Source organism: Photobacterium sp. HL06 (genome assembly GCF_059552575.1).
Window position 1 is genome coordinate 1,243,957 of the sequence record NZ_CM183914.1, and the last position, 22,546, is coordinate 1,266,502.

The 22,546-nt window shown below is 47.6% G+C and carries 17 protein-coding genes; 9 read left to right on the forward strand and 8 right to left on the reverse strand.

Annotated elements, in window-relative coordinates; genetic code table 11:
• Nucleotides 1-679 precede the first annotated feature (679 nt).
• The 4 genes from AC51G0_RS06065 (at nucleotide 680) to fabV (ending at nucleotide 6,838) form a co-directional block, all read left to right on the forward strand.
• Nucleotides 680-1,804: a M20 family metallopeptidase gene (locus tag AC51G0_RS06065; protein WP_496301157.1), complete on the forward strand. Its 1,125-nt coding sequence runs from the start codon at nucleotides 680-682 to the stop codon at nucleotides 1,802-1,804.
• A 460-nt stretch (nucleotides 1,805-2,264) separates the two neighbouring features.
• Complete coding sequence (gene psrA / locus AC51G0_RS06070; RefSeq protein WP_496301158.1) at nucleotides 2,265-2,939, forward strand: TetR family transcriptional repressor PsrA; 675 nt, start codon at nucleotides 2,265-2,267, stop codon at nucleotides 2,937-2,939.
• Between the two features lie 46 nt (nucleotides 2,940-2,985).
• Nucleotides 2,986-5,262, forward strand: a complete 2,277-nt coding sequence (locus tag AC51G0_RS06075; RefSeq protein ID WP_496301159.1) for an acyl-CoA dehydrogenase — start codon at nucleotides 2,986-2,988, stop codon at nucleotides 5,260-5,262.
• A 373-nt stretch (nucleotides 5,263-5,635) separates the two neighbouring features.
• Complete coding sequence (gene fabV, locus AC51G0_RS06080) at nucleotides 5,636-6,838, forward strand: enoyl-ACP reductase FabV (protein ID WP_496301160.1); 1,203 nt, start codon at nucleotides 5,636-5,638, stop codon at nucleotides 6,836-6,838.
• A 67-nt stretch (nucleotides 6,839-6,905) separates the two neighbouring features.
• Here fabV and AC51G0_RS06085 read toward each other — a convergent pair whose 3' ends face one another.
• From AC51G0_RS06085 to AC51G0_RS06100, 4 genes are all read right to left on the reverse strand, one after another.
• Nucleotides 6,906-8,249, reverse strand: coding sequence for an ATP-binding protein (locus AC51G0_RS06085; protein WP_496301161.1), 1,344 nt, complete (start codon nucleotides 8,247-8,249; stop codon nucleotides 6,906-6,908).
• Nucleotides 8,246-8,920, reverse strand: coding sequence for a response regulator (locus AC51G0_RS06090; protein ID WP_496301162.1), 675 nt, complete (start codon nucleotides 8,918-8,920; stop codon nucleotides 8,246-8,248). Before AC51G0_RS06090 ends, AC51G0_RS06085 begins: the two co-directional genes overlap by 4 nt.
• A gap of 203 nt (nucleotides 8,921-9,123) precedes the next feature.
• Nucleotides 9,124-10,806 (reverse strand): aspartate:alanine antiporter, encoded by a 1,683-nt coding sequence (locus tag AC51G0_RS06095; RefSeq protein WP_496301163.1) that lies wholly within the window; start codon nucleotides 10,804-10,806, stop codon nucleotides 9,124-9,126.
• Nucleotides 10,807-10,996: 190 nt separating this feature from the next.
• Nucleotides 10,997-11,260, reverse strand: a complete 264-nt coding sequence (locus AC51G0_RS06100) for a GrxA family glutaredoxin (RefSeq protein ID WP_496301164.1) — start codon at nucleotides 11,258-11,260, stop codon at nucleotides 10,997-10,999.
• Between the two features lie 307 nt (nucleotides 11,261-11,567).
• Here AC51G0_RS06100 and AC51G0_RS06105 point away from each other — a divergent pair, with 307 nt between their 5' ends.
• The 5 genes from AC51G0_RS06105 to AC51G0_RS06125 all read left to right on the forward strand — a co-directional run bounded on the left by AC51G0_RS06105 (nucleotide 11,568) and on the right by AC51G0_RS06125 (nucleotide 17,145).
• Nucleotides 11,568-12,755 carry an iron-containing alcohol dehydrogenase gene (locus AC51G0_RS06105; protein WP_496301165.1) on the forward strand — a complete coding sequence of 396 codons (1,188 nt, stop codon included), beginning with the start codon at nucleotides 11,568-11,570 and terminating at the stop codon, nucleotides 12,753-12,755.
• A gap of 108 nt (nucleotides 12,756-12,863) precedes the next feature.
• The gene (nfsA, locus tag AC51G0_RS06110; RefSeq protein ID WP_496301167.1) at nucleotides 12,864-13,589 is read left to right on the forward strand and encodes an oxygen-insensitive NADPH nitroreductase; all 726 of its coding nucleotides are present in this window, start codon (nucleotides 12,864-12,866) and stop codon (nucleotides 13,587-13,589) included.
• Nucleotides 13,590-13,777: 188 nt separating this feature from the next.
• The gene (locus AC51G0_RS06115) at nucleotides 13,778-15,019 is read left to right on the forward strand and encodes a hypothetical protein (RefSeq protein ID WP_496301168.1); all 1,242 of its coding nucleotides are present in this window, start codon (nucleotides 13,778-13,780) and stop codon (nucleotides 15,017-15,019) included.
• 418 nt (nucleotides 15,020-15,437) lie between these two features.
• Entirely contained in the window at nucleotides 15,438-16,028 is a 591-nt protein-coding gene (locus tag AC51G0_RS06120; protein ID WP_496301169.1) for an acetate uptake transporter, read from the forward strand.
• A 151-nt stretch (nucleotides 16,029-16,179) separates the two neighbouring features.
• A complete protein-coding gene (locus tag AC51G0_RS06125; protein WP_496301170.1) occupies nucleotides 16,180-17,145 on the forward strand; it encodes an ADP-ribosylglycohydrolase family protein in 966 nt (321 codons plus the stop codon).
• Between the two features lie 114 nt (nucleotides 17,146-17,259).
• Here AC51G0_RS06125 and AC51G0_RS06130 read toward each other — a convergent pair whose 3' ends face one another.
• From AC51G0_RS06130 to pabB, 4 genes are all read right to left on the reverse strand, one after another.
• On the reverse strand, nucleotides 17,260-18,621 hold the full coding sequence (locus AC51G0_RS06130) for an L-serine ammonia-lyase (RefSeq protein WP_496301171.1): 1,362 nt from the start codon (nucleotides 18,619-18,621) through the stop codon (nucleotides 17,260-17,262).
• Between the two features lie 240 nt (nucleotides 18,622-18,861).
• On the reverse strand, nucleotides 18,862-20,115 hold the full coding sequence (locus AC51G0_RS06135) for an aromatic amino acid transport family protein (protein ID WP_496301172.1): 1,254 nt from the start codon (nucleotides 20,113-20,115) through the stop codon (nucleotides 18,862-18,864).
• A gap of 192 nt (nucleotides 20,116-20,307) precedes the next feature.
• The gene (locus AC51G0_RS06140) at nucleotides 20,308-20,907 is read right to left on the reverse strand and encodes a CoA pyrophosphatase (RefSeq protein ID WP_496301173.1); all 600 of its coding nucleotides are present in this window, start codon (nucleotides 20,905-20,907) and stop codon (nucleotides 20,308-20,310) included.
• Between the two features lie 131 nt (nucleotides 20,908-21,038).
• Nucleotides 21,039-22,442 carry an aminodeoxychorismate synthase component I gene (gene pabB, locus AC51G0_RS06145; protein ID WP_496301174.1) on the reverse strand — a complete coding sequence of 468 codons (1,404 nt, stop codon included), beginning with the start codon at nucleotides 22,440-22,442 and terminating at the stop codon, nucleotides 21,039-21,041.
• Between the last annotated feature and the right edge of the window lie 104 nt (nucleotides 22,443-22,546).

Consider the following 22,546-nt stretch of genomic DNA (forward strand, 5'->3'; position numbering starts at 1 on the left):
TAATTACTGAATACGAGGCAAAAAAATCCCGCTGAAATTTCAGCGGGTTAAATCCTTAACACAATTAGGAGTTTAGCAGCAGTGGCATTGCAGATTAATGAAGAGTTATCTCTAAGAGTGCTCTCCATTAATGTTAATGTCATTAGTTATGACTGCAGTAAAATAGAAAGGTTCCAAAAAAGTGCATAAATAATTTTTTTTTTGAAAAACGCTATAACTCAAGGGCTAACAGATAGGCCATGGGTTTAGCCTGGTATGTCTTTGGTAGCCTAGAAATCCAAATGTTGGAATAAAAAAAAGCCTGCTGAAATTCAGCAGGCAAAGGCTCTATTTACACAATTAGGAGTTTAGCAGCAGTGGCATTTAGAGATTAAAGAGTAAGAAGGCTTGTTTGGCGGCCAGCTAACAAATTAATGTGTCTTTAATCTTAATGTCACTATTTATGACTGATGTTTTGAACGTTGGTTCCACTCAATTCTCAAATAATATGATTATTTTCTTAAGTTGTTGATTTGAAGTTTTATTTTTATAGCTAAGTGGATGTTGGATGTACCGCTTTCGTTTAACGTGGTTATGATTTAAGTCAGGATCTGTTGAGCCACGATCTGGCACATTGTAACCCTTCTGTACCTAGTGACTTAAATCAGTACCTTAGCTCTGAAACGAAAAAGGAGAGCAAATGGCTCTAAATTTTGATCTGCAAACCTACCTAAATCAACTCGAAAAACTGGTCAATGTCGACTGTGGTAGCTATACCCCTGCCGGTATTGCTCAGGTTGCAGATGTACTGACGCCAATGTTTGAGCAAATTGGCTTTACTGTTGTACGTCATCAGCTGGATGAAAAAGCCGGCCCTTGTTTGGAAATCACCAACAAGCCCGGTGCCGATTGTTATGATGTGATGCTTAGTGGCCATATGGATACCGTATTTCCCGAGGGGACGGTGGCAGAGCGTCCGATGACATGTGATGCTCAGAAAATTTATGGCCCAGGTGTAACCGATATGAAGTCGGGCATCTTAGGCGCATGGTATGCATTACAGGCATTGACTACTGACGAGTTAGATCGGTTAGCGATTGTCGTCGCTCTTAATTGTGATGAAGAGATTGGATCTGTCTATTCTCGTGGCTGGCTGGAAACTATCGCTCGCAAGAGCCGACAGGTGCTGGTGTGTGAAGCTTCACGGCCAACCGGTAACCTTATCCGCTCGCGTAAGGGCAATGCTAAGTATGAAATTGAGTTTCATGGCATTGCTTCACACGCGGGATCGGCGCTGGCAGAAGGCGTTTCCGCTATCTACGAGTTGAGCCACTGGGCTTTGGCTATCAAAGCGATGGTTAACTTGGAAACGGGCACGACGATGAATGTCGGGGTTATCGAAGGTGGCATGGCCGTGAATGTGGTACCTGATTATGCCAAAGCAACGGTAGATCTTCGCTTTTGGAACACGGATGAAGCAGAAGCGATTGATGTTCGTCTCCGTGAAATGACCGAAGAACCATTTGAACCTGGCTCAAAAGTGACCGTGAATCGGCTGACCTTCAAACCGTCAATGCAGCCAACTGCCGATACAGAGGCATTAATTCGCCTTGTGAGCAACGAGGCTGACAAGCTTGATATTATTTATGGCTGGGAAGATGCCGGGGGTGGTTCGGACGGTAATTTTACCGCGGCGGTGGGCATACCGACATTAGATGGTTTTGGCCCGATGGGGGCAGGTTTCCACAGTGACAAGGAATATTTGCTGATTGACTCAATCAAACCTCGAATTCAGTTACTGGCGAATGTATTAAAGCGTTTGTAATATCTTGATAAAAAGCAAAAAATGATGATTCTATTGCAATTTCCACTCATCATTGGTGGGGGGGGGGATTGTTCACTGGTTTCTTTGGCACAATAAAGAAAGCCCATCTCCATTAGGTGATGGGCTCTGAAGAATGTCTTCTAAGAAAAAGCAGTGGCATAATATATGACCTGCAATCTGTTTTTTTGTTCCCAATAAATATCATTTTTTCTTATTATTTTTGTGTGGTTTGCCTGTCATTATTTTGACGGTTTTTACTCGTTGATTTAATGGTGTTTTCAAAATGTCTGCAGAGAAAGCCATAATCACCTCTTCAAAATAGATAGGCGATCAGTATCACATCTTGACTCATTTCCTGCTCCAGCCGGAGCAAAATGCATGATTTGAATTTATTTGCAGCTTGTTAAAAATATTAATGAGATGTAAAGTTTAAACATGTGTTTAATACAGGTGAATGAAAATGGCGGGAAAGGGAGAAACTAAAGGCCGGATCCTTGATGCTGCTGAGTTGTTGTTTGCTGAGCATGGATTCAAGGAAACGTCATTACGAACCATAACCAGTAAAGCCGGAGTGAATCTGGCGTCGGTGAACTATCACTACGGTGATAAGAAAACGCTGGTAAGAGCTGTACTGAGCCGCTACCTGGAAGAGTTCATGCCAGCCCTGAAAGCTGAACTAGAAGTGTTGCTTACACGCGATGATTTTTCAATGGAAGATGTCTTCCGTTGTGTCAAAGCGCCGCTAATTGGCCTGAACGAATATCGCCCGAAAGGCGCAACGTTATTTATGTCTTTGATCGGCAGAGGCTATACGGATGTCCAAGGGCACCTACGCTGGTTCATTCTTACCCGTTATGACGAGGTATTTAAGTTATTTACGACTGCTGTTTGCCGAGCCAACCCATCTTTAGATCCTGAAACCTTATTCTGGCGGCTGCATTTTACCTTAGGGGCATCGGTTTTCACTATGGCCTCGACGACGGCCCTGTGTGAAATTGCTGAAAATGATTTCTCCCGCACAGTAACAACAGAAGACTTGATCGAACGCTTGGTTCCTTACTTAGCGGCCGGCGTTGCTGCACCAATCGAACAACCGCTCTCACTGGTGAGTGGAGAGCCGACAGGAACACGATAAGTGACATAAAACCAATAACGACAAATGAGACAAAAGGACCTGAAACATGAGCACGTTAACTAACATGCGAAAACGCTACCTCAGTGATCCCGCATTTAAGATGTTTAAGAAAGTACTACCACCATTATCAGACACCGAGCGCGAGGCAATGGAAGCCGGAAGTGTTTGGTGGGATGGGGAGCTGTTCAGCGGTTCGCCAAACTGGAATACTCTGCTGAGCTACCCGAAGCCGTCACTTAGTGATGAAGAGCAGGCTTTTATTGATACCAAGCTGGAAACCCTGCTTGCGATGCTGGATGACTATCAGATCGTTCAGGAAGAAAAGGACTTGCCGCCTGAAGTCTGGGAATATTTGCGTAAAGAAAAGTTCTTCTCATTAATCATTGGTAAAGAATACGGCGGGCTAAATTTCTCCGCCCATGCCAACTCGACCATTGTGACTCGCATCGCGACCCGAAGCCTGAGTGCCGCTGTGTGTGTCATGGTGCCTAACTCCCTTGGCCCGGGAGAGCTGTTGTCACACTATGGTACCGAGGAACAAAAAGACTACTGGTTGCCTCGGCTTGCCCACGGTGACGATATTCCGTGTTTTGCCTTGACCGGACCGGAAGCGGGGTCAGATGCCGGTGGGATCCCAGATCTTGGCGTCGTTTGCTATGGCGAGTACCAGGGAGAGGAAGTGCTTGGCATCCGAGTCAGCTGGAACAAGCGCTATATTACCCTGGCACCGGTGGCGACTGTACTTGGGCTTGCCTTCAAGCTTCAGGATCCTGATGGCCTGATCGGTGACAGTAAAGATATTGGTATCACCTGCGCATTGATCCCGGCAGATTATCCGGGGGTTGAGATCGGCGAACGCCATGATCCGTTGAACCTGGCATTTATGAATGGCCCAACCCGAGGCCAGGATGTGTTCATCCCGATGGACTGGGTGATTGGTGGCCAGGATTATGTTGGGCGCGGCTGGCGTATGCTGGTGGAATGTCTGTCGGCAGGCCGTGGTATTTCACTGCCTGCGTTGGGAACGGCAGTGGGCCACTTGACGGCAAAAACAACCGGGGCGTACTCCTATGTCCGCAAACAGTTCGGGATTTCTATTGGTAACTTTGAAGGTGTCGCGCAGGCAATGGGGCGTATCGGTGGCTATACCTATATGCTCGAAGCTTCTCGGACATTAACGACTACCTCGCTAGATATGAAAGAAAAGCCGGGTATTGTTACAGCCATCGCCAAGTACCACATGACAGAAATGGCACGAACCATACTCAACGATGCGATGGATATTCATGCTGGCCGGGCTATCCAGCTTGGTCCAATGAACTACTTAGGGCACCATTATTTCGGTATGCCGGTGGCCATCACGGTTGAAGGGGCAAATATCCTTACTCGCAACTTGATGATTTTTGGCCAGGGAGCGACGCGATGCCATCCATTCGTACTGAATGAAATGGAGGCGGCGGCCAACCCAGATACCGAGCAGGGGGCTAAAGAATTTGATGTGTTGCTGTCGAAGCACATCGGTTTTGCCACAGGTAATGTGGCAAAATCAATCCTAAACGCCTTTAGCGGTTCTCGATTTAACCGTGCGCCAGTGAGCGGGGAAACAGCGGTTTACTACCGTCAATTATCACGTATGAGCCGTGCCCTAGCCGTTGCTGCAGATTTTGCAATGCTCAGCCTGGGGGGAGAGCTAAAACGACGTGAGTTGGTATCGGCACGACTGGGCGATGTATTAAGTCACCTCTACCTGGGTTCAGCAACCTTGAAGCGGTTTGAAGATGAAGGTCGCCAACAGGACGATTTGCCAATGGTCCACTATGCGTTGCAGCATTGCCTGCATCAATGTGGTGTCGCCTTTGACGAAGTGCTGAGCAACTTCCCGCGTAAAGGCGTGGGGCGCTTGCTTCGTACTATGCTATTCCCGCTGGGTATTCGTTATCAGGCTCCTAAAGATGAAATCACAGTGAAAATTGCTGAGCTGCTGATGACACCGGGAGCACACCGTGAACGTTTGACCCATATGTGTTACGTCGGCGATAAAGACGATGATCCTGTGGCGATCATGGAACGTGCCTTCGTTGCGATGCATGAAGTGAAAGGAATTGAGCGTAAACTTGCCAAAGCCGTCAAGGCGGGTGAGATCCCGCGCAAGGTTTCTTTAACTGAGAAGCTAGAAATTGCTTTGAGTGCGGGTATCGTCACAGAACATGATGTCGAAAAAATGCACAATGCTGACCAGCTAAGGCAGAGGGCGATCCAGGTTGATCACTTTGCTGCGGCTCAGTTTAAGAAAGGTAGCTTGCAACCGGGAAAGGCTGCCTAAGAGCGAGAGCTCTCTAACGAACAATAAACCTGGTGTCTCCCATGTGCCACGCTAATGCGTGGCACTTTTTTGCCTGTAATTTGGCAAGTAGCCGTAATTCATGACTGTTTACTGTTATTTCGTATGGCCGCGCTTGGCTCGATGGTGTTAATCCACCATTCTGACGAGATCTGTAAGGGTTTTGCTAACCTGTTTACTTCCCTTGTCGTCTTTGAACCGTGGCGGATACTGGTGCAAAAAACGGCAATTTACGCTGAAAAGTGGTGATCAACACCTCCAACCACTACCATTTTTAGCGTTTACAGTCATAAATTTAATGCGAATTTGTCATTAACCTTTTATCCTACAGTCAATTATGTAAGGGAAGTTGAAAATGATCATCAAACCTAGAATTCGTGGATTTATTTGTACAACAACTCACCCAGTGGGTTGTGAAGAGAACGTAAAAGAGCAGATTGCTTACACCAAGGCTCAAGGCCCAATTGCAGATGCGCCTAAGCGCGTACTTGTCGTGGGCTCTTCAAGTGGCTATGGCCTGTCTTCTCGTATCGCAGCGGCTTTCGGCGGCGGTGCGGCGACAATTGGTGTGTTCTTTGAAAAACCAGGTACAGAGAAAAAACCAGGTACAGCAGGTTGGTACAACTCAGCAGCGTTCGATAAGCTTGCAAAAGCAGAAGGTCTTTACTCGAAAAGCCTGAACGGTGATGCTTTCTCTCATGAAGCAAAACAAAAAGTGATTGATCTGATCAAAGAAGATCTAGGTCAGATTGATATGGTGGTTTACTCACTGGCGTCTCCAGTACGTAAAATGCCTGAAACAGGTGAAGTTGTGCGTTCTACCCTCAAGCCGATGGGTGAAACTTACACAGCAACAGCTGTTGATACCAATAAAGACGTGTTGATCGAAGCGAGCATCGAGCCGGCAAACAAGCAGGAAGTTGCTGATACCGTTACCGTTATGGGTGGCCAGGACTGGGAACTGTGGATCAATGCACTGTCTGAGGCTGGTGTACTGGCTGATGGTTGTAAGACGGTAGCTTATAGCTACATCGGTACCGAAATCACTTGGCCGATCTACTGGCATGGTGCTCTGGGCAAGGCGAAAATGGACCTGGACCGTGCATCAAAAGAGCTGAACGAAAAACTCTCAGCAACTAACGGCTCGGCAAATGTTGCAGTACTGAAAAGTGTTGTGACCCAGGCAAGCTCGGCGATCCCGGTAATGCCACTGTACATCGCGATGGTATTTAAGAAAATGCGCGAAGAAGGTGTACATGAAGGCTGCATGGAGCAGATCCACCGTATGTTTACCCAGCGCCTGTACAAAGCGGACGGTACGGCACCTGAAGTGGACGCTGAAAACCGCCTACGCCTCGATGACTGGGAGCTACGTGAAGACATTCAGAAACACTGCCGTGATCTATGGCCGAGCGTGACTAACGAAAACCTATTTGAAGTGGCGGACTACCAGGAATACAAAGATGAGTTCCTGAAATTGTTCGGCTTCGGCATCGAGTCTGTTGACTATGATGCGGATGTGAACCCGCTAGTTGAGTTTGATGTAGAAGACATCTAATCGGACTCAAATTGCAGATATAAAAAAACCGCCGAAAGGCGGTTTTTTTTATATCTATATCAAGTTCTTAGTGCTTAGGCATCCGAATGACAAATGCAGCCCCTTCGATACTGGCTGTCTCGACATGGATCGTGCCCTGATAGCTTTCAACAATTTCGTGGCAGACGGATAAACCAATCCCCTGGCCAGGGTTGAGCTGATCGGCACGCACCCCGCGTTGGAAGATAGCTTCGCGCATTTCCTCGCAAACCCCCGGGCCGTCATCTTCTATCCGGATCAGGTAGCAATCAGCACGCTCTTCGACACATACTCGCACCTCGCTAATGCAGAAGCGGTAGGCATTTTCCAACAGGTTACCCAATAGCTCCATCAAGTCAGTGCGGTTGATTGGCAGCTTGAGCTGGTTGTTGAAGCGGTAACCAAGCTTGACTTTTTTCTCGCTGTACACCTTGCTGAGCAGGCGGCTAAAACTGTCAATGGCGGGTTTAAGCTCAGTCTGATCTTTCTGCAGGCCTTGCTGGCCCATCATCGCTCGCTTGAGCTGGTATTGGACTAACTCATCCATTTGGCTGATTTGCTCCATGACCCGTTGGTTGAGATCCGGGCGGGCGATCTCCTTGTCATCCAGCAGGGCATTGGTAGCGGCCAAACGTGTTTTTAGGCTGTGGGCAAGATCGTCCATAGCATGGCGGTAGCGACCTTTTTGGTCATTACTGATCTGAATAAGACGGTTGAGTGCCAGCGTGACATCCTGAAGCTCCATTGGGTAGTCATCATCAAGCTTGTCACGCTTGGCTTCCGTCATCTGATCCAGCTGCGCTGCCAGTTTGCGCAAAGGCTGGAAGCTCCAGTGAAAGGCTGCAATCAGAAAGGCAATCGCAATGAGTACGAACAGGCCGAGATAGAATGTCGTTCGCTTGTGAAGCTTAGTAAGCGAAGACTGGTAAGAATCACCAGAACGCAGGACAACCAGCTGGTAGATGTTGCCACCTTCACGGTCACGGCTCATGTTGTAGGCAATATAGCTGTCGCCGCTATTGGTTTCGATCAGCGTTGGGACCGGGATATCATCTGGCAGCTCGCTGCAAATATTGCCAATGTTGGCTTCTTTGGCCTCATCGGATAACCATATCGTATGATCTTTCATATCACATACGACTGACATGTAGTCGGTATCTGAGGGGTCGACAGAATCAATCCACTTGTCGACATCTTTGATCAGGCCTGCGCGGTTGAGCTGCGCCACCACCATTGGCATCTGGGCAACCAGCTCAGAAGAATAGGCCGCCATATAGCTTTGGCTATAAAGCTGGTTGATAACGCCAGCCAGTGCCGAGGTGATAAGAACAATAATCGCCACCGAGGTAACCAGTACCCGGCGGCGTAATCTAGGTTGCAGGATCTGGCTCATTGAGCTTGCAACTCAAAAATATAACCCTGGCCCCGGATGGTCGAGATTGGGTTTTCCTGGCCATTGGTGGTGAATTTCTTCCGCAGGCGACTGATCATAACCTCAATGGTATTCGGATCCCCTTCCTGATCTTCATACAATACATCAAGCAGGCGCTGTTTCGATACGACCTGACGGCTATGGCGCATTAAGTATTCAAGCAGATCGTATTCGAATGCCGTGAGTTCGAGCAGGGTTTCGCCGATGAAAACTTGCTTGGCAAGTAGGTCGACGCGGATATCGCCCGCTGTCATCTCGGGTTTCACAAAACCGGCACTGCGGCGTACCAACGCACTCAGGCGGGCGACCATTTCTTCCTTCTGGAACGGCTTGACAAGATAGTCGTCAGCGCCGGCTTCAAGCCCGGTCACTTTGTCCTGCCAGTTGGATCGCGCCGTGAGGATCAGCACGGGTAAACGTAGTCCTTTCTGGCGGATATCTTTAATCAGGCTGATGCCATCACGATCCGGCAGGCCAATATCGACAATCGCCACGTCATTGGGATAATTTTGGGCAAAAAACAGGCCTTCTTCCGCGGTACCTGCACATTGGATCTGGTGTCCTAGCTCGCTGAGTTGGGATTTTAGGTGGTGGCTGAGGATCGGGTCATCTTCGACGATAAGGATACGCATAATTTTGATTACCAAAAATAAAAGTATGTATTCAATATACTGAATAGAAAAGAGACTAGCGAATATCGGGCCACCTAAATGTGTGCTCAAGCGGCACTATTCGCTTAAAAATGCTTGTATTGGTATCACTATAGATAAGAGGACTGAATAGACGCTGACTCATTAATCATAATTAGCCGGATTGATGAGTCAGCGCCAGGAATTTAGTTGAGGATGATGATCAGGGTACCGGCAATAGTGAGCAGTACGTTGGCAATCGCATAGGTACCCGCATACCCCAGTGCCGGGATCGTACTACGGGCGTGCTCGTTGATCATGTCCATTGCCGGTGCACAGGTGCGGGCTCCAATGATGGCACCGAACAACAGGGCACGGTTCATCTTCAGGATATAGGCACCAAACAGGTAGGCCAACACGACAGGGATCACACTGACCATCAGGCTGGTTGCAAATACTGCCAGGCCGACCTGGGCCAGTGACTCGAACAGGTTGGAGCCGGCGCTTAGGCCAATGCCTACCATAAACACCATCAGGCCGAGATCTTTGGTCATATTCAGCGCACCTTGCGGCACGTAGCCAAAAGTTGGGTGGTTGGCCCGCAAAAAGCCGAGTGTGATCCCAGCAACCAGCAGGCCGGCAGCACTACCTAAACCGAATGCGATCTGGCCAAACGTCATGGTGATCGTACCGACCAGCAAGCCAATGATGAAGAAGCAGCAGAAGGCGAGCAGATCGGCTATCTGGCTGTGGACCGAGATGAAACCGATGCGTTCTGCAAGGCCAAGCACACGGCTCTTTTCACCGCTGACCTGTAGGATATCCCCTTTGTTGAGCAGGATATTATGGTCCATCGGCATTTCAATCTGGGCACGAACGACTCGGTTAAGGAAGCAGCCATATTCAGACAGGTTAAGATCGGATAGCCGTTTGCCTGCTATGCTGTCATTTTTAACCACGATTTCTTCTTCGACAATGCGCAGGTCGAGTAGGTCGCGGTCGAACACCTCTTTACCGTTTCGAAAGCTCGGATCCAGGCGGGCGTGGCTGTCTGGGTAGCCAACTAGCGCGATTTCATCACCTTCTTGTAAAATGGCATCACCATCGGGATTGGCCAAAATACCGTTACGGCGGACTCGCTCGATATAACAGCCAGTCTGGCGATAGATCCCCAGTTCACGCAAGTTACGGCCGTCAATCCAGTTGATTAGCTCGGGGCCAACCCGGTAGGCTCGGATAATTGGCAGGTAGACTTTGCGCTGTCCGACCTCACCGATCCCACGCTCACGGGCAATTTGCTGTGAAGATTCAGCCAGGTTTTGTTTCTGGAGCTTCGGCATCAGTTTTGCCAGCACAATTAGGCTGACCAGGCCGACCAGATAAGACATCGCGTAACCGACACTCAGGCTATCAACCATATACTGGACGACCGAGGCGTCGGAAATGCCAGCCAGGCCACTATTTAGCGCATCTTTCGCACCAACCAGTACCGGGGTCGCCGTCAGAGAGCCCGCCATCAGGCCAGTGGCTAAGCCCAGCTCAAGGTTCAGGTAGTTGGCCATGGTCATGGTGATGGCAATCGCCGAGAGCAGGACGACCAGGGCCAATAGCAGATAGTGCTTGCCGTCGCGGAAGAAAATTCCGAAGAAGTTCGGGCCAGCTTCAATACCGACACAGAAAATGAACAGCATAAAGCCGATATTTAAAGATTCGGCATTAAAGGTAAAACCGGCATTGCCAAATAACAACGCAGTGAGAAGAACACCGATAGAGTTACCAATTTGAAGGTTGGCGATCCTGAGTTTACCAACACTAAGACCAACGGCGAGTACAACAAAAAGCAACAGAATATCATTCTGATGGAGGAGGGCGGCGACATCGATGTTCACAACAACATTTTCCGGAGAAGAAAGACAGCAACAAGAGTGGTGGAATTCTAGCTGATTTTAGGCGGCGGTTATACCGAAAAATGGATTATTGCTATAAAAAAACACAATGTTTTTTAGTGCCAAACCAAATTGATGGCAATAAAAAAGGCTGATGAGTCAGCCTTTTTTAAGTGTTTGTTAAAACTAGGTTTTATTGAAACAAGCCTAGGTTTTCTTTTGCGTATGCTTCGAATTCTGTACAGCCGCCAATGTGCTCTTGGTCGATGAAAATCTGAGGCACGGTTTCTACAGGCTTACCGACTGTTTTTTCTAGATCAGCCTTGCTGATGCCTTCGGCATGGATGTCAACGTAGCGGTAGTTGAAGCCTTCACGATCTTCTTTTAGCGTGTCTGCCAGCTCTTTGGCACGAACACAGAATGGGCAACCTGGGCGACCGAAAATAACAACGAACATAATCTCTCTCCTTTATTCTGATGCGCTAACTATATCGTGACTGGCGGGGATGAGAAAGTGGGTTTTATCTCTTGCTGTGATAGATAAATTCGATTGGTTGCGAGGCTGCTTTGTCAAAGCAGGAAAAATGCCACTCGGCGAAGTCGTATTGCTGTCGTGGGTTGCACAAACGAAGTGTGATGGAGGGTTGATTCTCGCTCCAGGGGAGGGCGATCTCGGTAAAATCTTGCTCAGAATCAAAATCAGGATCCGTCTAGCGGTCACACTCGATGATAATAAAATTATTCAATTGTGTAATGGAGTGCCTATGTTCCAGTTTATGACATCCACCCGGATCATATTCGGCGAGGGAGCCCTGAATAATTCACTGTCATCGCTCAATCAATTTGGTTACAGCGTGCTGTTGGTGACAGGGAAAGACAGCCAGCGGGCGGAGCCTGTGATCAGTTACCTTAAGCAGCAGAATATGCGTTATCAACAAGTCGCTGTTCATGGCGAACCGCTGATAGCGATGATTGAAGAAATGGCCGCAATGGGCAGAAAGTTTCGCCCGGATATGGTGCTGGCCATTGGCGGGGGCAGTGTCTTGGATGCCGGCAAGGCACTGGCTGCGATGATCCCCAACCAAGGCAGTGTCTATGATTATGTTGAGGTGGTGGGACGAAACGTACCGCTACAGGCAAAGCCACTGCCATTTATCGCAGTGCCGACAACGGCAGGGACAGGTTCGGAGGTGAGTAAAAACGCGGTACTCCGTTCGGCACAGGAAAATGTCAAAGTGAGCCTACGTAGCCCGGATATGCTGGCTGATCTGGCTATTGTTGATCCAACCTTAACTTATGGTATGGATCCGGTTATGTCAGGCTGCTGTGGTATGGATGCCTTTAGCCACTTAATGGAAGCCTATGTATGTGGTGAACCGAACCCGCTGACCGATATGGTATGCGAGGAAGGGCTGCGGCGTCTATCGGGCGCTATCCTGGCTGCCAGCGAAGATGATGATCCCCGCGCACGCTCTGACATGTCATTCGCTGCCATGCTGGGAGGAATGGCATTGGCTAATGCCAAGCTGGGCGCAGCACATGGGCTGGCTTCTTCACTCGGCGGCCGCCTGAAAGCCCCTCATGGCCTGATCACCGCCCAGTTGTCTCCTTATGTTATGCAAGAAAATGTACTGGCAGCCAGGGAGGCGGGCAGGGCTGATGTACTCAATCGCTATCGTCAGCTCGCATGCATCCTGACGGGGAGGATGAATGCCGAAATTGTCGACGGTATTTTATGGACCAAGCGGACCTTGAAGCGGCTTAACCTCCCGCCTGTTTCGGAGTATGGACTGTGCGATATCATGTTTGATGAAGTCGCTGAAGATGCCTTACTGTCCAATGCGATAAAAGGCAACCCGCTGCCATTGAACAAACAGCGGTTATTAAGCATTCTGGAGCAAATTTGCGATAGCTGCCATGTCAGGCACTCATCGATGACAGATCCCTGCTGACAGAGCAAAAAATTACTCAGTTTGCTCTATACCTTAATGATAGGAGGGGGGAATTTGTGTTACATTGGGCATCCCCTCCCAACTTTCTGCAGTGTGATAAGGATATCCATGAATCAGACAATTGAGACCATTCTTCAGCATCGTTCAATCCGTAAATTTACTGAACAGCCGATATCGGCAGAGCAACTCTCTGCAGTAATTGACTGCGCCATTGCTGCATCATCATCGAGCTTTATTCAGTGCGTCAGTATTATTCGGGTTACCGAGACGGACAAGCGGGAGCGGCTGGCTGAATACGCTGGTGGGCAACCTTATGTTGCCTCGGCGGCAGAGTTTTTGGTGTTCTGTGCCGATTTCCATCGACATAAACAGATTCACCCCGAAGCGCGGCTAGGTTTCACTGAGCAGACATTGATCGGAGCCGTTGATGCGGCACTGATGGCACAAAACGGGTTGGTTGCGGCTGAGTCGATGGGGTTAGGCGGGGTTTATATTGGGGGGATACGTAATAATCCTGCAGACGTATCTGCATTATTGTCACTTCCACACCATGTGATCCCACTATTTGGTTTATGCTTGGGGTATCCGGCACAATCTCCAGAACTGAAGCCTCGATTGCCTCAGCAGATGATTGTCCACCAAAATAGCTATCAGCCAGATCTGAATAGCGCACAGTTGGAACAGTATGATACTGAGGTACGCGATTACTATCGGACTCGCACTGGTGGAAATAAAGACACCTCTTGGTCAGAGCAAATAACAGCGGCACTCAATAAAGAAGCACGGCCATTTATGAAGGACTTTATTAAAAATAGAGGTTTTAGCGTTAAATAATAACAAGATAGAACTTTAGAACTCAATCTGGGTCCTATACACTTAACTGAGTATTTGCTCAGATGCTGGTTGATAGTGAATGAGTTTTAACAGAATTGATACCGATGCATAGATAGAGGGCTGCTGTCATCAGTTGGTAGATTTCAATCAGTATTGTGTTTTTGCAAATTTTAATAGCGGAATGAGATATGAAACAAACGGGGAAAGTAGCCTGCATTATCTGCCTGGTTGCTTTACTAAGTGCCTGCCAGAGCACGCCAGAAGGTGAAGACGGAGTTTTATCTCAAATTAATACAGAAAACCTCTTTCAGGGCGCATTGAAAGCACACCAGATTTGGCTGAATAGGCTGGAAGGTACAGAGCACCTCAAAATCTATTCACCTGATAAATATGGCTTGATGATGTCGAGCTGGCAAAAGGCAGATTCAATTTTCCAAGAATTTAAGGAAACACCGGAAACCGCATTCCAAAGCTATTCGTTATTTTCATCATCCACCTATCTTGATCGTTTTTACGAAGAGATTGTGACGGTGGAAAAAACATTATCGGAGCTCGAGCATTTGAAGCGAGTCGCCGATGATGTGCTCAAACCAGCGATTACCCAATTGAATTACCTGAATTCAATTGATGCCCGCCAGTATTATCGAAGTGAATATGTCAGGCTGACGCGTCTTTACGCCAAGTTGTTCCGCCTGGTGGAAGATGATGAGTTAAGTGATGCCAGGGAGGAGCAGGAAGAGTTTCTCGAACGTGGGCACAGCCTGGAAGTACGCACCATCAAGAAGATTTATATTTCCCCACAAGAAGATGCATTGCGAGAGCTGAAGCGTAATGATGTTAAATACTATGCGCCTATAAGCTATTTTCGGGTGGAAGCTGAAATATCGAGCGGAAAGGGGTTGATTGAGCGCTCACCACGCGCTTTTGCTGAGATAAAGCAGGCAGTGTCTGAGATCCAGTTTGAGCTAGCACATGCCGAGCACATTGCACTGGAAGTCCAAGGGCTGCGCGACCGTAGCAAAGATGAATATGAGAGCTTTATTTTAGATATTGAAACAAAGCTGCTGCAGATTTCATTGGCACTGAATGATAATGACCTCAGGGATCAGTCGCTTAGAACGCAAGCGGCGCAGATCAAAGACGAAGTAGTGGCTGCCCGTCAGCAGTATGCATCTTCTCGTCAGGACAACACGATAAAACGTGAAGATGATGAGCAGGTTGCCTCTTTGTCAGCTTTGATCGGTATTCAGCAAAAGCAGATAGAACAGCTTAAGGCTCGCCTCGCGAATCTTACCGATAGCCGACCTGCTCTAAATGCCGAACATGCGGGTGTTCAAATTCGTGGTGACGGGCTAGGAGCCCAATCGCAGCCTACGTCAGGCTTGATTTCACCGAGCCGGACAGTGCGCAATGAGCAAGAGGTCGAATGATGGATACTGAGAGTGTTGTCTGAATAGCCAGATATCATGTACAGAGACGTTTAGGTTTTTGGATAAATAAGCAGCTTAGTGCTGCTTTTTTTATATTGATTCAAAATGTAAATCAGCACTGTAATGTAAGTGAACTTGTTATATTGATTAAAATCAAACTCTTAGGTGTCATTTTTGTCTGATTTGAGTGTTTTGTGTTGATGTCTGTCACATTCACTAACACTTGTTGTCGTTACTAATTACAAAAAAACTTTACAAATTCAGGTGGAAATTCAACTTTTTTTGCATTTGGTCAGAAATCGACCTGGAATTGGATTGATTTGCCCCTCATCATCCTTTAGAATTCGCCGCGCATCAAAAGTGCACCCATTTTTTAATTTTTATCACATTTTTTGAATTACTCCTGTAGGGGAACTAAATGTCAACGAAACTAGCTAACCCAGCGCCACTTGGCCTAATGGGTTTTGGTATGACCACTATCCTTTTGAATATCCACAATGCGGGCTTTTTCCCTATTGATTCGATGATCCTTGCAATGGGTATTTTCTATGGTGGTATTAGCCAGGTAATCGTCGGCATGATGTGCTTCAAGCGTGGTGATACGTTCGGTACAACAGCGTTTACTTCATATGGCCTGTTCTGGCTAACTCTGGTTGGTTTGATTGTTATGCCTTACATGGGTCTTCCAGCTAGCCCTGCGAGCTTCATGGGTTGGTACCTACTGCTTTGGGGTATCTTCACTGGCTTCATGTTCATTGGCTCACTATGCTACCCACGTGCTAAGCAGTTTGTATTTGGTTCACTGACTGTACTGTTCTTCCTGCTTGCAGCTCGTGATTTCACGGGTAGCGAACTGATCGGCACTATCGCTGGTTTTGAAGGTATCATCTGTGGTGCAAGTGCGATTTACTTCGCAATGGCGCAGGTACTGAACAACGAGTACGGCCGCACTATCTTGCCTGTTGGCGAGCTGAAAAAAGAGAAAGCAAGCCTAAAAGCCGCTGCTTAATCTGACAGAATTTTGAAAAAACCTCGCTCCGGCGAGGTTTTTTTATGTCTGTAATTTGGCCTACTAGGCGATGATAAACAAGGAAGCCATTAAGCGAATGAAATTGGTATAAGCTTATGATTAGTATTTTCTAAGCAGAAGGAGTGAGACAATGGCGCAACGTTACGCAGCATTAATGGGCGCATTAGTTGCCGATGCCGCCAGTATGGGTACCCATTGGATATACTCACCCGAGCGGATGAAATTGCTTACCGACTTACCGCACTTTCCATTTATTGAGCCAGATGCCAAACATTATGAAGGGGTTGATAGCTATTATGCCCACGATAAGCTCACGGCCGGTGAACTAACAGTCTATGGTGAATGGCTGGCACTATATATCCGCTTATTAGGCCAGGCCGACACAGATACCCATACTATCCAACAGCATATCCTGGAGTACTTCGGGCCGGGCGGGGAGTTTATCGGTTATATCGACAGTCCGACCAAAGCGTTGCTGCTCACCTTGTTCTCCCTACCTCCTGAAGATTGGCCTGAAGACTCAGGCAGTGATGACGATCAGAACCCGGCTTTATGTGCGATCCCGGCTTTGGTTTCGCTGAAGATGCCTTCAGAGCAGATGGAGCAGGAAATTGAACGTATTATTGGCATCACCCACCAGAATGAAACGGCGTTGGCTTGCGCCAAGGCATTTGCCAGTGCACTCAATGAAGCGTTGCGATCAAGGCGAATGGAGCCTGTACTGAATGTCCTCAAGATCAAATCACCGGAAGAAATCTGCGAAAAGATAGAACAGGTGAGGCTGCTGAGCGGGGATGTGAATGATCTCAGTCATGTATTGGCGCTAGTGAACCAGGCTTGCCATCTTGCTGATAGCCTCCCGATGGCTGCATGGATATTGCAAAATAGCGATAGCTATACCAAAGCGATTATCAAGAATATATTAGTCTCCGGTGATACCTGCGGCCGAGGGATCTTAGTTGGGGCGTTAGCTGGTGCCTGTTATGGTTTTGGCAATGAGAAAGGAATACCCATTTCATGGGTCACAACACTGCAGTGCGGGGAAGCGCTGGCGGAAGATATCGAGGTGTTATTAGCTAAAGCCAATACTAAGTGATAAATCGGTAACAGGGAAAATTACAAATAAAAAAGCTACCCACATTAGGGTAGCTTTATATTCTCTAGTTTCTAGTTTCTAGTTTCTAGTTTCTAGTTTCTAGTTTCTAGTTTATTAACAGACAACCTTGATTGCCAAACCACCCTGAGAGGTCTCACGGTATTTCGCGTTCATGTCTTTACCTGTCTCAAGCATGGTCTCGATAACTTTATCCAGAGAGACGCGTGGCTCAGAGGCACGGCGTAGCGCCATGCGGGAGGCGTTGATAGCCTTAACCGCGGCAATACCGTTACGCTCGATACATGGTACCTGTACCTGGCCGGCAACCGGATCACAAGTCAGGCCAAGGTTGTGCTCCATTGCGATTTCTGCTGCCATACAGACTTGCTCAGGGCTACCACCCATCAGCTCTGCAAGGCCAGCGGCTGCCATAGAACATGCCACGCCCACTTCGCCCTGACAACCGACTTCGGCACCAGAGATAGACGCGTTACGCTTGTACAGGCCACCGATTGCTCCGGAGGCTGCGAAGTAGCGGGTGTACTCTTTAGGGCCAACCGACTGGATAAACTTATCGTAGTAAGCTAGTACCGCAGGGATGATACCGCAAGCACCGTTTGTTGGTGCAGTAACCACTCGGCCACCGGCTGCGTTTTCTTCGTTTACCGCAAAAGCATACATGTTGACCCAGTCAACCACGGTCATTGGGTCATTGCTTAGCTTCTCGGTTGTCATCAGCTGTTGGCGTAGTGCAGCGGCACGACGTGGTACACGCAGTGGACCAGGCAGAATGCCTTCTTCGTTCATACCGCGTTCCATACACTCACGCATGGTCTTCCAGATATTTGAGAAGTAGGTATTGATCTCATCTTCAGCATTCATTGCACGTTCGTTAGCCATGACTAGCGAGCTGATAGAAAGGCCATTCTCTTTACATTGTTCAACGAGCTCTTCAGCCATAGTGAACATGTAAGGCACTTTAACTGTTGATTCTTGTTCTTTGCCGAAGTTCTCTTCATCAACGATGAAACCACCGCCGATAGAATAATAGGTCTTGGTATAGGCTTCTTCGTCACCAATCCACGCATGGATGGTCATGCCGTTTTCGTGCAAAGGAAGGTTGGTAGTATGAAAGTTCATACCGCTATCACGAGGAAAATCTACAGTGTGGCAGTGCATGCCGACAGGAAGGCGCTCGGTTTCTTCAACACGTGCGATAAAACCTGGGATGCTATCGATATCAACATGTTCTGGGCTGTTGCCTGCAAGTCCCATAATGATAGCGATATCTGTGTGGTGACCTTTACCGGTAAGAGAAAGTGAACCATAAACGTCAACGGTAATTTTAGTTACATCACGTAATTTGCCCATAGCACGCAGGTCGTCGATAAACTCTTTACCTGCTTTCATTGGACCAACCGTGTGCGAACTGGAAGGGCCCACACCAATTTTGTAGATATCAAAAACACTGATCATGCGAATTACCTCAGTCGGGGGAAGCGATCTTGCCTCGGCCAAGACTGTCATAGTTTTTATAATTCTCGCCCCTTCCTTGGCGAGATCACTAGAAAAACAAAAGAGCAGGTGGCGTAGGCTTCCTGCTCTTATGTATCGTCTATTTTACTCAAATTGCCTCAGAAGACTATGCGTTGTAGCACATTTTCTCAGATGGACAAGTTGGTAATTGATATATATCACTGTAGTAGTGATGCTCTCTTAGAATGCGCCGTAGATTACAGAAGTAATTGCCGCAATACCACAAAGAGCTGTGAAAATCTGTACTGGTGCAGATGTTTTGTACTTAGCCATTGCTGGTACTTTGTACATTGCAAACACAGGCATCAGGAACAGGATTGCCGCAATCATCGGTGCACCCATCGTTTCAATCATACCTAGGATGCTTGGGTTGATAACCGCAACAATCCAGGTAGTCACTACGATGAAACCAAGAGAGATTTTCTCAATCTTCTTAACTGGCATCTTAGAGCTAGATTTTGCCAAGCCTACAAGACCTTCGTGTGCACCCAGGAAGTGACCGAAGTAGCTTGAAGTGATAGCAGCAAAAGCAACTAATGGACCAAGCAAAGAGATAAGCTGAGATTCGTGAACATTCGCTAGGTAAGACAGAACACTAATGTTTTGTGATTTCGCTGTAGCAAGCTGCTCTGGAGACAGAGACAGAACAACAGAGAATACGAAGAGCATTACGAAGCCCATTAGCATCATTGCTGCGCCACCAGTGATCATGTCAGTCTTTTTCGCTGCATCATCACCGTAAACGCGACGCTGCTCTTTAGAGAACTGGCTGATTACCGGGCTGTGGTTGAAAGAGAATACAATGATTGGGATTGCTAGCCAGATAACAGCAGGCATTGTGCTCCAATCTGGGCTTACAGATACCATTGATGTATTCCAATCTGGAATTAGGTAAACAGATAGAGCCAGTAGGATGAATACTAGAGGGTATACCATTGCAGACGTTGCTTTAAGCATCAATTCTTTGCCGAAGACTACACCTGCAGTCATCAGAAGGATCAGGCCGCCAGACAGTAGCCAGCGCGGAATTGACTCCATGCCAAGCTGGTTAACCATGAATGAATCAACAGTATTGGTGATACCTACACCGTAGATAAGAACGATTGGGTAGATGGCAAAGAAATAAGCAAAAGTGATGATTTTAGCGCCAGATTTACCAAAATGCTCTTCTACAGTATCAGTGATATCTGCTTCAGGGTTTTTCGCTGAAAGTACAAAACGTGCCAGGCTTTTGTGTGCAAACCAAGTCATTGGTGCAGCAATAAGAGCTAGAATGACTAGAGGCCAGAAACCGCCAGCACCTGCTTTAATCGGAAGGAAAAGTACACCGGCACCTACAGCTGTACCGAATAGTGAAAGGGCCCAAGTAAAATCTTTATACGTCCATCTTGCTTTTTCAGCAGAGGATACTGCCGTGTTCGAAGTGGTATGCATGGTTATATACCTAAAGTTAAATTACGGAACGGAAATTAGGAACGGCGCGCATTTTGAGGATTTATGGCAGGAAAACTTTGATCAAGATCTCGTTATGTAATGGGTGCAAATTGCAATACAATTAAAGGTGATCTTGATCACATTAGATGTTGCGGCAAGGTTAGGGGAAATGATGTGTTAGAAGGTGGTTTTTTAATACCAGAGCTGTTTTGATAACAACTTAATCATCTGGGCAGTTGCCCCCCAAATAGAATATTTACTAAATGAAATTGCATAAATATTGTGTTTCATGCCATCAATGGTGAATTTCGCAGTGCGCATATTCACTGGGTTTAATAGGTACTCGATCGGGACTTCAAACAGGTCATCGACCTCGTTAGGATCCAGGTCTGGCCTGTAATCAGGTGATATGATGGATAAGTACGGAGTGACGATATAACCGCTGATTGTTGGCAGGGTAGGTAGCTGGCCGAGGATGCGCGCCCTATTGCATAAAATCCCAGTTTCTTCTTTGGTCTCGCGGATAGCAGTTTCAATTAAATCAATATCTTGAGACTCATATCCGCCACCAGGAAAAGCGATCTGGCCTGGGTGGTGTTTGAGATGGCGTGCACGACGTGTAAGGACGACATTGAAGGTATTTTGACGGGGAACGAGGGGGATCATCACAGCAGCTTGTTTAAAGGAGCCGGACGCAGACACATGCTGGCGAACCCGAGCCGAATGGCTCTGATCATAGCTTGCCTGTGGTGCTAGCAGAAAACGCGCTAGCAATTGTTGTTGATCGTTCATAAACCGTCCGTGGTTATTGCTTTATACTGTGACAGGCTTTGCCTGGTACACAGTTGGAAGGCGACAAACTTGTCACCTTCGTGTTGATTGTCGGGCCAATCTTTTCTTTCGCTTTACGCTAGAGAAATCGCCTACTTTTCTAAGATTGGCAGAATTTTACTCAGTTTGTCCAGTGTTTCTTGATATTCACTGTTGGCTTCACTATCGGCAACGAGTCCGCCCCCCGCCCAGGCATATAGGGTATCCTGCTGAGAAATAAGGGTTCTGATTGTAATGCTGGTATCCATTCGGCCACATCGGCTGATATAGCCAATACTGCCGCAGTACACGCTGCGACGGTGTGGCTCCAGCTCTTCAATGATTTCCATTGCCCGAATTTTGGGTGCACCAGTAATCGAGCCGCCAGGGAAGCAAGCGCGAAGCAGGTCCAATGAAGAATAGGGGCTATCAAGCTCTCCGGTCACCGTACTGACCAGGTGGTGAACGGCAGGAAAGCTTTCGATATCGAATAGGTTCGGTACTTTAACTGAGCCTGGTTTGGCAACCCGGCCAATATCATTCCGCAGCAGGTCAACAATCATTAGGTTCTCAGAGCGATCTTTGCTGGCATGGCGCAGCTCATTGGCATTGTCGCTATCTTGCTGTTCATCTTCCGCGCGGGGGCGGGTGCCCTTGATGGGCTTCGTTTCAACGTAGCCTTGATTATGTTGAAGGAAACGCTCGGGTGAAACGGACAGCACTGCGCCTTCAGGGGTGCGGATGAAACCTGAGAAAGGCGCACCGTTGGTATGTTCCAAACGAAGATAAGCTTGCCACTCGTCACCTTGGTAACTGGCTTGAAAACGCTGTGCCAAGTTGATTTGGTAGCAGTCGCCTGATAGTAGGTACTCTTGTACCTGATCAAACTTGTTGCAATAGGTTGCCTTGCTCATATTGGCAACCCAGCGACTTGTTAATGCAAATGAGGACTTTTGTTGTAACGTATTTTTTGCCTGATGTTGCTTGAAGGCGAGCTGTTGCTCAAGGAGCCATTGTAGTCGGTCGCTCCCTTTCGGAGAGATAAGGAATAACTCGCGGGTATGGTGATCAGCAACCAGGGCCCAGTCATAGATCCCCACAGCCATGTCTGCCGCATGGATATCATGTTCGGCAATCGTATCAATCTTTTCGACCCTGCGTCCAAGATCGTAGGCGAAATAGCCGACTGCGCCACCAATAAATGGCACATCTGTCAGAGGCTTAAACGATGGCAATAGCGAGGACTGAACATCTTCAACAAGCTTGAAAGGATCAGCGTTGCTGGTTTCTTCATCACCATTTGAAAACTTAATACGAGTTGTTTCACCATATGTCTCTAAAGTGGCTAAAGGATCAGCAACTAAAATGTCAAAGCGATTATCAGGGTGATCCTGGGCGGCCGAGCGTAATATCATAGCCCATGGCTGGCCCGCTAAAGGTTCAAACCACGAGAGCGTCGCTGCTTGGGAGTAATCGAGTTGTTCAATACTCAGATGAGGATGTGATTTACAAATCATTTTCTTTTTTGTGACAGGTGTTCGATTGGCGCATGGCGCGAAATTGTCCGCAAGAGTATCATAAACGCAGAATTTAATACGACGCCCAAGGACGATCCTTTGTG